The organism is Shewanella saliphila (assembly GCF_014648295.1).
GTDB lineage: Bacteria > Pseudomonadota > Gammaproteobacteria > Enterobacterales > Shewanellaceae > Shewanella > Shewanella saliphila.
In genome coordinates this window covers 49,540-63,741 of the sequence record NZ_BMQV01000005.1, presented here as the reverse complement: position 1 = coordinate 63,741, position 14,202 = coordinate 49,540, and the positions used below count along the sequence as shown (strand labels likewise).

General features: G+C 42.4%; 11 protein-coding genes. 4 read left to right on the top strand and 7 right to left on the bottom strand.

Annotated elements, in window-relative coordinates; all coding sequences use genetic code 11:
- Positions 1-41: 41 nt before the first annotated feature.
- Positions 42-1,478 (bottom strand): cytochrome C biosynthesis protein, encoded by a 1,437-nt coding sequence (locus IEY48_RS04190; RefSeq protein WP_229786314.1) that lies wholly within the window; start codon positions 1,476-1,478, stop codon positions 42-44.
- A gap of 281 nt (positions 1,479-1,759) precedes the next feature.
- Here IEY48_RS04190 and IEY48_RS04185 point away from each other — a divergent pair, with 281 nt between their 5' ends.
- Together IEY48_RS04185 and fieF are read left to right on the top strand one after the other, a co-directional pair.
- Positions 1,760-2,257, top strand: a complete 498-nt coding sequence (locus tag IEY48_RS04185) for a Spy/CpxP family protein refolding chaperone (RefSeq protein WP_188917576.1) — start codon at positions 1,760-1,762, stop codon at positions 2,255-2,257.
- A 193-nt stretch (positions 2,258-2,450) separates the two neighbouring features.
- Positions 2,451-3,320 carry a cation efflux pump FieF gene (gene fieF, locus IEY48_RS04180; protein WP_188917574.1) on the top strand — a complete coding sequence of 290 codons (870 nt, stop codon included), beginning with the start codon at positions 2,451-2,453 and terminating at the stop codon, positions 3,318-3,320.
- Between the two features lie 55 nt (positions 3,321-3,375).
- Here the strand turns inward: fieF and IEY48_RS04175 are convergent, their stop codons facing one another.
- The 6 genes from IEY48_RS04175 to typA form a co-directional block, all read right to left on the bottom strand.
- Positions 3,376-4,605, bottom strand: a complete 1,230-nt coding sequence (locus IEY48_RS04175) for a sensor domain-containing diguanylate cyclase (protein ID WP_188917572.1) — start codon at positions 4,603-4,605, stop codon at positions 3,376-3,378.
- Positions 4,606-4,793: 188 nt separating this feature from the next.
- The gene (gene glnG / locus IEY48_RS04170; protein WP_188917570.1) at positions 4,794-6,206 is read right to left on the bottom strand and encodes a nitrogen regulation protein NR(I); all 1,413 of its coding nucleotides are present in this window, start codon (positions 6,204-6,206) and stop codon (positions 4,794-4,796) included.
- Between the two features lie 35 nt (positions 6,207-6,241).
- Positions 6,242-7,279: a nitrogen regulation protein NR(II) gene (glnL, locus tag IEY48_RS04165; protein ID WP_188917567.1), complete on the bottom strand. Its 1,038-nt coding sequence runs from the start codon at positions 7,277-7,279 to the stop codon at positions 6,242-6,244.
- A 137-nt stretch (positions 7,280-7,416) separates the two neighbouring features.
- Complete coding sequence (locus tag IEY48_RS04160; RefSeq protein WP_188917565.1) at positions 7,417-7,944, bottom strand: DUF4124 domain-containing protein; 528 nt, start codon at positions 7,942-7,944, stop codon at positions 7,417-7,419.
- 141 nt (positions 7,945-8,085) lie between these two features.
- A complete protein-coding gene (ppnP, locus tag IEY48_RS04155; RefSeq protein WP_188917563.1) occupies positions 8,086-8,397 on the bottom strand; it encodes a pyrimidine/purine nucleoside phosphorylase in 312 nt (103 codons plus the stop codon).
- 194 nt (positions 8,398-8,591) lie between these two features.
- Complete coding sequence (gene typA, locus IEY48_RS04150) at positions 8,592-10,403, bottom strand: translational GTPase TypA (RefSeq protein WP_188917561.1); 1,812 nt, start codon at positions 10,401-10,403, stop codon at positions 8,592-8,594.
- A gap of 575 nt (positions 10,404-10,978) precedes the next feature.
- On the opposite strand from typA, the gene glnA reads away from it, so the two are divergent.
- Together glnA and IEY48_RS04140 are read left to right on the top strand one after the other, a co-directional pair.
- The gene (glnA, locus tag IEY48_RS04145) at positions 10,979-12,388 is read left to right on the top strand and encodes a glutamate--ammonia ligase (protein WP_188917559.1); all 1,410 of its coding nucleotides are present in this window, start codon (positions 10,979-10,981) and stop codon (positions 12,386-12,388) included.
- Positions 12,389-12,597: 209 nt separating this feature from the next.
- Positions 12,598-14,181: a sensor domain-containing diguanylate cyclase gene (locus IEY48_RS04140; protein ID WP_188917556.1), complete on the top strand. Its 1,584-nt coding sequence runs from the start codon at positions 12,598-12,600 to the stop codon at positions 14,179-14,181.
- The last annotated feature ends 21 nt before the right edge of the window (positions 14,182-14,202 follow it).

Sequence of the window (14,202 nt, the reverse complement as noted above, 5' to 3'; positions counted from 1 at the left end):
TATCTCATACTTGAGGCAAATTATATTAACATTGCACAGTTTTACATTTTAGCGTCTGGTTGCTTTTTAATGTAACGAGTGACTTTGACTACGATAAATGTCAATACAATTGCCCCTAAAATAAGCCCTACCGAGAACACGGCATTTTGTAATGCTGCAGGGTTAAGTACTAACATTCCCCCTAAGCCAAGCATCATAATGCCAGACATCAGCTTAAGTACTTCGCCTTCTTTTTCAGTGAGTTTGCGTTTACCTAATGTCATTGAGAACACAATCACAATGGCCGCTAAAGGAATGACATACACGATATTGTAGGCAATCAAATACATATAACGCTGCATCGCGTCTATGTCTGATAATGATAAAACTGAGGTGTAAATCATTGGGAACCCAGCGGTACACAATAGCTCGTAAGCATTGGCTAAAATGGCCAAAATTGTTGAGCCTAAAATCATGGTCGGCAATGAGCTGGCTTTAGACAATTTGCCCATGCGTTTAATCAACGAGCCGCGATTTTCAACCGACATCGATAAACTCACATCACCTCGCCCATAGAAGTAGTCTTTAATATTCACCACCGCAGCGACCAGTGCCAGCACCCCTGCACAGGTAATAATAATGCCACCATCACCACCGCCTAACAGCTGGAATAAGTTGAGCCATGCACTCATAAAGATGAAGTAAATAAAACCTGAGAAAAACACGAAAATACCGCCCACTAACAGCATGCGTTTACGGCTACCCGCATTAACCATAATGCTCAGTAAAAACAGCAACACGAAAAAGGCGCAGGGGTTAAAGGCATCAACACCGGCTAACACTAAGGTAAGTACAGGTAATGACATTTGTTCAGGATGAACCGCACCAATTAATGGAATATCAACAGGCTGTACTTGTGGTTTTTGCTCGATTTGGCTCGCGCTGTCAAATGACATGCCGCAGCTGCCTTCTGCTGTTGGGTCGTCACTGGTGTCGGCACAGGTTTCAAATAAAGGAGCATCGTTGCTCGGTGCCGCTACAAGGAAGTCATCGAGAGTGTTGCCAATATCGGCTTGACCACCTTGGCGCTGGTAGCAATCAATGAGTCGTTCTAAAATATAGCGTCCGGTGACATCATGGCTGTTATAGCCAACCACTGCCTCGCCACAAATGGCAAAGTAAGGCACTGATTTGGGTTCTACCCCAGTCTGTTGGCCCATTTGCATTAGTTTATCAACATTGCCGGGTTCACTTATTGCGTAATCGTGCAAGTCAATCCATTCAAAGCGTTCACCTAATGCATCGATAAAGGGATGGGCTTCGCGGCAATGCGGGCAGGTTTTAGACCAAAAAAAGTGCAGCTTTACTGCTGGTTGTGCATCCTGCTGTTGGGTGTACCATAATGAATTGTCAGTAGCTGGGTTTGTATTCGCTATTGAGCTTGGGGTGAGTATTAATACACTTAGAAGTAACAGCAATTGGCCAATCAATCGGTTCATAATCAATTCCATTAAAACGCTAGTAATCTGATTTTATGCCTATTTATGGTTAGTGTAAGGAGTAAGTCCCGATTACGTTAACCAGCTCGCATTACCATCATTTTTATCTATGAAAATGCTAACTTGGTCATGCATTTTTTTATGCTACATGGTATGACGTGTGTATTTACATTGTTTTACTCCTATGTAACCCTACTTGACATTGCATTGGTTAAACTGAGTATCAAATCTGCAAAGGCAGAAGCCAAACACCACACTCATTTATACCGAGGAACTTAACAATGAAAACATCTTCAATCTTTAAAACAAGTTTAGTTGCCTTAGTGGCGAGCTCAGCGTTATTAGCCGGTCAGTTGTATGCTGTTGACGAAACCGACACTACTGCAAAAACAGAACAGATGGACAGAAAAGGCGACAGACAGCAAGGCCCTAGAGATGGCATGCACAAAATGTTGCGCAGACTAGATCTATCCGATACTCAAAAAGAACAAGTGAAAGTGATCTTTGATAAATACAAAGAAGGTCGTCCTGAGCGTCCTACTGATGAGGAGCGAGAGGCTCATCGTGCAGAAATGCTAGCCCTTATTACTGCTGCCACTTTTGATGAAGTTAAAGCAACGGAAATCGCTGAAGCACAACACCAAAAGAGATTACAAGGTATGTTGTCACAGTTCAAAATGCAAAACGAAATTTACCTAGTATTAACACCTGAACAGCAACAAGTTTTTCAAGAAAATTTTGGTCAAGGTAAAGGTAGAGGCCATAAATCTCGTCGTTAATCTCTAGCCGTGTGTTAAAGCTATTTAATCAAAGCCGTTACCTTGTGTAGCGGCTTTTTGTTTATTCAAGTTTGCTAATGGTCACATTTTGATTAAAGGTAGAGTTGAAGTAAGTAAACTTTGTCCTAATGTGCTAGCTAACTTGCTATAGTAATGGTCGGTAAATTCAGCTAATAGAGTCGATAACTTTCTTATGTCCACATCTTCTGATTATGACTTTTGGGTCAAGCTCGCGAGTCGCGCATCGGTAGCAACAGCCTTATGCCTTATTGTGATCAAGTTATTAGCTTGGCTGTATTCTGGCTCAGCCAGTATGTTGGGCTCATTAACTGACTCATTTGCTGATGCTTTAGCTTCAATTGTTAACTTTATTGCCATTCGTTATGCCATCGTCCCTGCAGATAAAGATCATCGTTATGGTCACGGTAAAGCTGAACCGTTAGCCTCGTTGGCGCAAGCTGCATTTATTTTAGGTTCGGCCTCACTGTTGCTACTTTATGGCGGTGAAAAGCTGATCAACCCTGTACCTATTGTGAATACTGGCGTGGGGATTGTGGTGTCTATTATTGCCATAGCGATGACATTGGCACTCGTGCTAGTACAGCAACGTGCACTAGAAAACACCAACAGCACAGTGGTTGAGGCAGACTCATTACATTATAAATCTGACTTGCTACTTAATGGTGCAGTGTTATTAGCCCTAGTGTTAGCCATGTACGGTTGGTGGTGGGCAGACGGGTTGTTTGCGGTGTTAATTGCGCTGTTTATTGGCCATCAAGCGGTAGATTTGGCTTATCGATCAGTACAAAGTTTACTTGACCGAGAGTTAGATGATGACACTCGCGAGCAAATTAAAATGCTGGCAAAGCAAGATCCTCGTGTAAAAGGCATTCATGACTTACGTACTCGCCAGGCGGGTAAAACCACCTTTATTCAATTGCATATGGAACTGCCTGGTGAGCTGTCTCTTGAAGAAGCACACGATATTGCCGACAAGGCCGGCTTAGTCATTAAAGCTGCTTTTGATGATGCTGAAGTGATTATTCACCAAGACCCAGTGTAATTATCGCGAGTTCAGGTTAATTATTGCGATATATCTGGGCGCTATGAACTGAGGTTTACACCATCACTAGTTGGTTGGTTACTTGCGCTCTGGCTAATTCTAGGGCCGAGTCTGCGCGTAAAATTAGGTTTTCAATAGTATCGTCGGTTTGCCATTTTGATATACCAACACTGGCACTAAAGCGAATATGTTTACCGCTTTGCGGGTCAATCAGTTCGCTGTCTTCAATGCTGTGACGGATACTTTCGGCAATGCTACGCGCGATGTTGTTACTGCCCGCTTTTATCAGGGCAATAAATTCATCGCCACTCCAACGGCCCAGTAAATCATCATCGGTGAGTTTACTTTGACAATGCTGTGCAAAATTGATCAATGCCTTATCACCCATAACATGACCGTATAAGTGGTTAATTTGTTTGAGTTCATCTAATCCCATTAACACACAATATAGCTGCTGTGTTTGCACGGCTTTCTCGTTGTATTTGGCCTGTGCATTATGCAACAGTCCTCGTCGATGGAAGACTTGGGTTAAGTAATCGAGATGAATTTGTTGTTCAAACTTTTGCTTAAGTAGGTATGACTCTGTGATATCAATAACTGTAACCTGAACGGCGGGTTGTCCTTCCCAATCGATAATGCTTTCTAATAATTTTACCCATACGGTTTTACCACTCAGATGAACGCATTTTATCTCAACCGGATGGGGTTTGAGTTTTTGGTCAAATAAAGCCGTGTATGCCTCTTGTCGATGGGTGCGGTAATCAGGATCAATCACATCGAGTATAGAAGGAAGCGCCAGGATGCTTTGGCTATTGGGATAACCGAGTAAGCTTGCAAAAGCTTGGTTGCAAAACAGTGGGCTAAATTTGCGATGGTTCAACACGCCTTGCAATGAGCTATGCACTAGTTGGCGGTAGCGAAACTCGCTTTGTTGAAGGTTTTTATTGAGGGTAATATTCTCAGTTAAATCAACAATGGTGATTTGTAATGCCGGTCGGCCTTGCCACTCAACAACGTGCTCAATAGAAAGCACATTCATTAACTGGCCAAGACGATTACGATTGATGTAACTACGAACTTGCGGTTTTTCGATTCCGCTCATTAGCGCATAATAAGTATGCGCGGCAATATCTTGGGCTTCAGGGTCAATTAACTCTAAGATACTTTTTAAACCGAGAATGTCTTGTGCGCTAGTGTAACCGAAAATTTTAGCGTAGTTATCATCTGCATAGAGAGGAATAAAGTCTTGGTGAATGACCACACCATAATGAGTATCAAATTCCAAAATCAGTCCTTCGCTAAGCGTTAATGCAATTTTTACCGATTTTTCATTCTAGCATTGATAGCTGATTTTGCATGTACTCATATTGGAAATGTTTTATTGCATTATCCAAATGTGTACATGCTCACATTAAATCACCGAGGCAACTACACAATAGTCTGATTTAAAAGTATTAAATCTACTTTTGTTGGTTAATCCATAGACAACTCTTTGAGCTTACGGGTTAAGGTATTGCGGCCCCAGCCTAAACGTTTTGCCGCTTCTTGTTTATGGCCTTGAGTATGACGCAGAGCAGTTTCTAGCAAAATACGTTCAAACTCTGGTTGTACTTCAGTTAATAAATCACTTTCGCCCGCGGCTAACTTTTCATCTATCCAGTCGGTTAATGCCGTTTGCCAATCACTGGCACCAGCCTGTGTTTGCTGACTCGTTACTGGGTCTTTTAACAACTCTGGCGGTAAATCTTGTGGCAGAATTTCTTGTCCAGATGCCATTACGGTTAACCAACGACAAGTGTTTTCTAATTGACGTACGTTACCTGGCCAAGGCAAATTTGCCAGCTTAACCGCTGTTTCTTTGGTGAGGACTTTGGGTTCTACACCAATCTCTTTAGCCGCTGTGGTTAAGAAGTGGCTGGCTAATTGAGCGATGTCTTCACGGCGTTGTGATAATGGCGGTAAGTGCACTCTAATTACGTTTAAACGATGGAATAAATCTTCACGGAAAGTGCCTTTTTGCACTAAAACTTCTAAATTTTGGTGGGTTGCAGCAATAATCCGCACATCGACTTGCACTGCTTGGTGGCCACCAACACGATAAAATTGACCATCTGCTAATACTCGTAACAATCGAGTTTGTACGTCTAATGGCATGTCGCCAATTTCGTCTAAAAATAAGGTACCACCATTGGCTTGCTCAAAACGGCCCTGGCGCACATTAGCAGCACCTGTAAAGGCGCCTTTTTCATGACCAAATAGTTCTGATTCAATTAAGTCTTTAGGAATTGCCGCCATGTTTAATGCGATAAATGATTTGTCTTTGCGTGGGCTGTGTTTATGCAGCGCACCTGCCACTAACTCTTTACCGGTACCTGATTGACCGTTAATCAATACACTGATTGATGAACGAGACAGGCGGCCGATGGCCCTAAAGACTTCTTGCATTGCAGGTGCTTCACCGATGATTTCAGGTGTTTTGACTTCTGCATCGCTGACCGGCGGCGGTGTTTGTTCGGTTGCGTGAGTTAAGGCTCGCTCAACAAGACTGATGGCTTCATCGATATCAAAAGGCTTAGGTAAGTATTCAAATGCGCCCGCTTGATAGGCGCTCACTGCGCTGTCTAAATCTGAATGCGCTGTCATGATAATCACAGGGATATGCGGATAATGCAGCTGTAAGCGGTCCAATAAGGTTAAACCATCAGTACCAGGCATACGAATATCTGACACAATTACCTGTGGCTGTGATGATTCTAGCGCTTGCCACAATGATTCGGCGGCGGCAAAGCTTGCAGTTGTTAATGATGCACCTTGAAGTGCTTTTTCTAATACCCATCGGATCGAACTGTCATCATCGAGGATCCAAACTTGTTCACTTATGTTCATGTTAAAACCTCTTTCTGCCGACAAAGGCATGCTAATTATTGTAATGGCAGGGTGATAATAAATTCGGTGTGTCCAGGTGCAGATACGCAATCAATTCTGCCACCGTGGAGACGGGCAATGTTATGTGCAATCGATAAACCTAACCCTGAGCCTTCGTCGCGGCCTGTCACCATAGGGTAAAACAAAGTATCAACCAGCTCAGACGGTATGCCTGGGCCGTTATCGATAATCGACAACGCTAGCACCAACTTATAACGTTGGGTGCCAATAGTGACTTGATGTTGAGTGCGGGTTCTAATCAAAATATCCCCGCCAGCAGGCTCTAATGCTTGGATGGCATTTTGGACAATATTGAGTACAGCTTGCTGCATTTGATCAGGATCCATTTGGGTGTCGGGTATCGATGGATCGTAATCGCGTTTTAAGTGGATATTGCTCGGCAATGCCATTTCAACCAGCTTTAATACTTTTTGCACCACTTGATGAATATTGTGCTCAGTATGTTGAGTTGGTCTCTGTGGCCCTAAAAGCCGGTCAACCAAATTACGTAGCCTATCAGCTTGTTCGATGATCAAGCTGGTAAACTCTTTTAAATCAGGAGAGGTTAATTCTCGTGACAGTAATTGTGCCGCGCCTCGTAATCCACCTAATGGATTTTTAATTTCGTGGGCTAAATTTCGCACCAAAAACTGTGCCGCTTGCTGTTGAGCATCCATGTTAAGTTGCTGATGAATACGACGTTGTTGGTCAACTTGGCGTAATTCTAAAATGCTTGAGTTGGTTTCACTCTCAAGTGGCATTAACGTTATGTCGACGGTATGGTGCTGGCCATCAAGAGTAATTAATGCTGCTGTGTTAACCGTTATTCCTTGGCCTGCACGAATAGCATCTCTGAGTAATTGTGGCTCTACACCCATTAATTGATATAGCTCAGGCAAAGGTTGTTCTAGCAGCTTGTTATTACCTATGCCAAGTAATTGTGCAGCCGCGGCATTGGCATAGCTTGGCTTGAGCTCGGTATCGATTACCAGCACCGCTGTGACTAAATGATTGAGAAGGTTATTTGTGTCCATTAGCCGTCCTAGTAAGGGTTGCACTAACATGGTGCACCAAGTTGGTGCGCGCTGCAACCCGTTTCACACAAACAGCAATAACGACGAAAAATGAGGAATTTATTTTTAAACCATTGAATTTATAGGTTTATAAATTTCTAATTAGACTTTTTTGCCGGTCCTAGTACTGATGCTTGGTGAAGAAAAATCTTTCTTGGAGAGCTAGATGCAAGGACTTTGCCGTTTTGTGCCACAGCGTTAACGACAATAGTGTGCTCGCCTCTAAAAATACCTGACAAGGTAAAGATTGCTGAGGTTTGTGGACCTTCGGTAAGTACTCCATCTACTAATAACGTGAGCATGGAGCCGCGAGGTAATTGCGGGGAAACACTAACATTAACGGTTAAATCACCGTTATTATCGCGGATGGTGGCTTCTTCTTTGGGAGAGGTTATTATAATGGTATATCTGACTGATGCTTTATCTTCTTTAATCGTTACATGGGCTTTGGGTGGTGTTTTTATACTGATTTCATTCTGTGTATTTTCATTTAATTCAACGGCTTCAGCATTGGCTTTTGGCTCATCTGAATAATGCACTTTGCCATTTTCATCGACCCAACGGTACACAGTTGCGAGGCTATTACAGCTTATTATTAACAAGCTTATGAGTAATATAAGACGCATGACACACTCCTTAAAAACCAATATTTTCATAGAGTAGACGGTTTTAGCTAAAAAATCAGCTTAATCTGTTGCGATTAAGCTGATTAGTGTCAATGACCATGATGAAGCCGCTTGCGCCTTGTGGAGGCTGCAATTTTACACTTAGATGTAATGACAGCAGTATTCTGAGATGATGGTGTTGCGTAGGCTAAAGCTCACATTTGGTGCAAGCTCAAATTGGCTGCCAGCGCTGAATGTTTTCCACTCTGTTTCACCAGGTAAAAGCACTTCAAATTCGCCAGAAGTCACTTGCATTATCTCGCCTTCCGCGGTGGAAAACTCATATTCTCCAGGTAACACTACACCTAGTGTTTGTCTTGTGCCATCGGCAAAGACAACGCTTCTACTGGTGACTTTACCATTAAAATATACGTTGGCTTGTTTGGCCACACTAACATGTTGCAACATACTCATATCGACTCCCAAATTATTGTTAACTATTGTGGATGAGTATTACAGACCTTTAATGGAACCACCTAGTAAAATGTTTTCATGTTGTTACAAGCAGGCTTATTGACGCGTCCAGTTTTAGCGAAAAGGCACAAAAAAACCCAGACATTGTCTGGGCTTAATTTGATTCAACTGCTGGTGCAGTTTAACTGAACGAATTAACCGCGGCTAGCGCGCTTACGGTCGTTTTCAGTTAAGAATCTCTTACGAACACGAATGTTCTTTGGCGTTACTTCTACTAATTCGTCATCATCGATGAACTCAAGCGCTTGCTCAAGAGACATGTTGATTGGCGGAGTCAGTACTTGCGCTTCATCTGTACCAGATGCACGCATGTTGGTTAGCTGCTTGCCTTTAAGACAGTTAACTGTCAAATCGTTTGAGCGAGCGTGAATACCAACTACTTGACCTTCATAGACTTCGGCCGCATGGCCAATAAACAGACGACCACGGTCCTGCAGACCAAATAGTGCGAATGTTAACGCTTTACCTGTCGCGTTTGAAATCAATACGCCGTTAGCACGTTGACCGATGTCACCGCCTTTATGTGGACCGTAGTGATCAAATGAGTGGTAAATCAAACCCGTACCTGACGTTGCTGTTAAGAACTCAGTTTGAAAACCGATTAGACCACGGCTTGGGATGATAAAATCGATACGTACACGACCTTTACCATCAAGCTGCATGTCTTTCATTTCAGCTTTACGAGTACCTAATCTTTCGATCACAGTACCTTGATGTTCTTCTTCAACGTCAACAGTAACTGTTTCAAATGGTTCACATAGCTCATCATCGATAGTCTTAAGAATAACTTCTGGACGCGATACAGCTAACTCGTAGCCTTCACGACGCATGTTTTCAATTAAGATTGATAAGTGTAATTCACCACGGCCTGATACGCGGAAACGGTCAGGGCTGTCAGTTTCTTCAACACGTAATGCAACGTTGTGCACTAATTCCTGCTGTAAACGCTCAAGGATGTTACGTGAAGTAACGTATTTACCTTCTTTACCAGCAAATGGCGAGGTGTTTACTTGGAAAGTCATGGTCAATGTTGGTTCATCAACAGACAATGGTGGTAAAGCTTCAACTTCATTAACAGCACAAACTGTGTCAGAAATCTTAAGTTCACCAAGACCTGTAATCGCAACGATGTCACCGGCGTTAGCGACTTCAACTTCAGTACGTTCTAGACCCATGTAACCTAATACTTGGCCCATTTTACCGTTACGCTTTTTACCGTCAGCACCGATTATAGTCACTTGTTGGCCAGTTTTAACACTACCACGCTTAATACGGCCTACACCGATTACACCCACATAAGAGTTATAATCTAATTGTGAAATTTGCATTTGGAATGCACCTTCCGCATCAGCGTCAGGGAAAGAAACTTTCTCTACGATGGTTTGGAATAGTGGTGTCATGTCTTCGCTAGTTTCTTCTGGATCTAAAGTGGCGAAACCATTTAATGCAGAAGCGTACACGATAGGGAAATCTAACTGTTCGTCAGTTGCACCTAAGTTATCGAATAGGTCGAATACTTGGTCAATAACCCAATCAGGACGTGCGCCTGGACGGTCAATTTTGTTGATTACAACAATAGGCTTTAGGCCTTGAGCAAATGCTTTTTTGGTTACGAAGCGAGTTTGTGGCATTGGGCCATCAACTGCGTCAACCAATAGTAAAACTGAATCTACCATAGATAGAACACGCTCTACTTCACCACCGAAATCGGCGTGACCAGGGGTGTCTACGATGTTAATACGGTAGTCATTCCACTTGATGGCAGTGTTCTTTGCCAGAATGGTGATCCCACGTTCTTTTTCAAGATCGTTAGAATCCATAACCCGCTCAGTAGCTTCTCCACGAGATGCAAGGGTTCCTGACTGCGCCAACAATTTGTCTACCAAGGTTGTTTTACCATGGTCAACGTGGGCAATAATGGCGATGTTACGTAAATTCTCTAGCACGGATAAACCTCTAAACCATCAATAAAAAAAGGGGGCTTTATAACGACTGTGTAATTATAGACGTCATAAAAAAGCGTGCCATTCTACTTCAGAGCGGCTTTTGTAGATAGGATTATTTTTGAACAAATAGCATTTTTCGTGCTCTTGTGGCCAAAAAACACCTGAAAACGTTTATTTAAATAGAATGTATTATGCTTTTTTTCACTTTTTGCAGCAGATAAATGCTTTCTATATAAGTGGTAATATTCATTTTTATTGCGCTACTGCTTTTTAGCGTAACAAGCTTGTCATGCAGAAATGTGACACTAACAAAAACTTTCTTAATTTGCTGGCGCACCACAATGGACTTTTGCACCACATTGCAACATAGTGGTGCACTGCACTGGTGCAAAATGAGATTTTGTGCAGGCTGCATTATTTTCAACGTTATAAAAATCAAACGGTTAGCTAGTTGGCATGATTATCGCTATATTGCAGACAATCGAACAAATGCTAATTCGTTCTCCAGATAAATTGTCTGGCGAATAACCAAATTATTTTAAGGGATAACCCTTTACCCTACCGGAGGCTTGAGAATGTCAGTTGAATCAGTTTTAAAGCAACTTGAAGAGTTAGAAGTTAAGTTTGTTGACTTGCGCTTTACCGATACTAAAGGTAAAGAGCAGCACGTTTCTATCCCATCTCACCAAGTAGATGAAGATTTTTTTGAAGACGGCAAAATGTTTGACGGTTCTTCAATTAATGGCTGGAAAGGCATTAATGAATCAGACATGGTGCTAATGCCTGATCCAACTACTTTCGTATTAGATCCTTTCACTGAAGAAACGACGGCACTAATTCGTTGTGATATTTTAGAACCTGGCACAATGACAGGTTATGACCGTGACCCACGTTCAATCGCTAAAAAAGCAGAAGAATACTTAAAGTCTACAGGCATTGCAGACACAGTATTAATTGGTCCAGAGCCAGAGTTCTTCATTTTTGATGACGTACGTTTTGGTACTGATATGTCAGGCACTTTCGTTAAAATTGATGCGAAAGAAGCTGCATGGAACTCTGCTAAGAGCTATGAAGAAGGCAACACCGGCCACCGTCCAATGGTTAAAGGTGGTTACTTCCCAGTCGCACCTGTTGACTCTTCACAAGACTTGCGTTCAGCAATGTGTTTAGTGTTAGAAGAAATGGGTCAAGTTGTTGAAGCGCATCACCACGAAGTGGCTACAGCGGGTCAAAACGAAATCGCAACACGTTTTAACACGCTTACTAAGAAAGCGGATGAAATCCAAATTCTTAAGTATGTTGTGCACAACATGGCACATGCTTATGGCAAAACTGCGACATTTATGCCAAAACCAATCGTTGGCGACAACGGTAGCGGTATGCACGTTCACCAGTCTTTAGCAAAAGACGGTGTTAACTTGTTTGCGGGTGATAAGTACGCGGGTTTAAGTGAAACTGCACTTTACTACATTGGTGGTATTATCAAGCACGCTCGTGCATTGAACGCGTTCACTAACCCAAGCACTAACTCTTACAAGCGTTTAGTGCCTCACTTTGAAGCGCCTGTTATGTTAGCTTACTCTGCGCGTAACCGTAGTGCTTCAATTCGTATCCCAGTGGTACCAAGCCCTAAAGGTCGTCGTATTGAAACGCGTTTCCCAGATCCACATGCAAACCCATACTTAGGTTTTGCTGCCTTGTTAATGGCTGGTCTTGACGGTATTCAAAACAAGATCCACCCAGGCGAAGCAATGGACAAAGATTTGTATGACTTACCTGCTGAAGAAGCGGCTGAGATCCCACAAGTTGCAACTTCACTAGAAAACGCACTTGAAAACTTACAAGCTGACCATGACTTCCTATTAAAAGGTGACGTATTCAGCAAAGATTTCATCGAATCTTACATCGTACTTAAATCAGCTGAAGCTGAGCGTGTATCACGCACAACTCACCCATTAGAGTTCGAAATGTACTACAGCTTATAATAAGCAGGTCTATGCAGACCTTTTAGTAAGACAAAAATACCAACCTCGATAAGCAATTATCGGGGTTTTTTGTTGTGCAAAAGTTGTATGTTTGTTGCAAATGTAACTAAATATGTTTAATGTGTCGCCTTTGTCTTTTTATGCACGACATTACCCTATTTCAACCAAGAACAAGGCGTTTGTTTCAAAGTGCGACATATGAGAGTTAAATGAAATTATCGTTTCGGTATCTATTGTTAATTGCCATGAGTGTGGTTTCATTAATCCCCATTTGTGTTTTAGCTTTGTGGACCAGCCATAATGCATTAGACAATGAATACCGCACGGTTCAAGACAAACATTTATTGTTGGCGAAAAACCTATCACAAGCATTAGACCGTTATAGTGTTGATGCCTTATCTATTTTTAATCGCGCTACAGATTCTGTTATCAAGCAACATATTCCTGCTGAATTTATCAAACTGTTTAATGATATCGATGTTGAATCGGTCGGTGAATATGATGCCAAAGGTAATCTGGTTAATGTGTTATTTGGCCCCACACAATTACAACCCGGCTCGTTAACCCAAGATGAGAATATTTTTGAACTTTCACAATTATCAACGGCTAGGTTTACTGACGTGCATATAGTGGGAGGCGTTAATCCAACTTTGTATATGATCCGTAAAGACCAACAGCAACGAATTTGGCTGGCGGTGATGAACCCAGAATTTATTACTTTACTACAGTCAGCGGTTAAATTTGGCAAAAAAGGCCATGCAGCCATTGTTGATCGCCAAGGTAATATATTGGCTCACCCAAACAAAGAGTGGCAAGCCAGCAGCAAAAACTTATCAAACGTCAGCATAGTGCAACAAATGATGGCAGGTAATACCGGTGTGATGGAGTTCTACTCGCCTGCGGTTAAGCAAGATATGATAGCGGCTTATACTATGGTGCCGACAACGGGATGGGGAGTGATGATCCCGCAACCTTTGGACGAGCTGTATGCAAGAGCAGAGTCTGAGATTAACACTATTTTATGGGTAGCTACTTTGTCGTTTTTCGCCTGTTTGTTACTCAGCTGGTGGATGGCAGGGTTAATTACTCGACCTATTGCAGCGCTTACCGAGCAAGCTTGCGCTTTAGCTGAGCAACAAACGCAGCTCACACCTTGGGCTAAGCAGCGCATCGAAACCACAGAGTTTGTCGCCTTGTTTGACCGTTTTCATTGTATGTCTAAACAAGTGATAAGTAGTCAGGCTGATTTGGCGAAGCGCGTCAAAGATAAAACGGCAGACTTAGCCAAAGCACAAGCGGAAGCGTTGCATTTAGCTAATCATGATCAAGTGACAGGGTTGGCTAACCGTATGTCGATAAGAAATACCATCCAGCAACGCATCAATGCTAAGCAAGCCTTTTCACTATTATTTATTGACCTTGACGGCTTTAAACAAGTTAATGATACCTATGGCCATGGTATTGGTGATAGCTTGTTGATGAACATAGGTCAGCGAGTTTCAAGCAATCTAGAGGCGGGCGATATTTTTGCCCGTTATGGTGGCGATGAGTTTGTACTACTTTTACAGCACGATAACCTGTGTGATATTGTTAATCATAAAGCTAAGCGTGTATTAGAATTAATTAAGCAGCCTTATCAAATTAACGGCCACCAGTTAAACGTGAGTGCCAGTATTGGTATCGCTCAATATGATAGCGCAGATAGCGATACAGACAGCCTTATCCATCGTGCTGATGTTGCCATGTATCAGGCCAAGCATGCGGGCAAAGATCTGGTGATGCATGCGTGTTAACCAAACGTATTAAGGATTAAG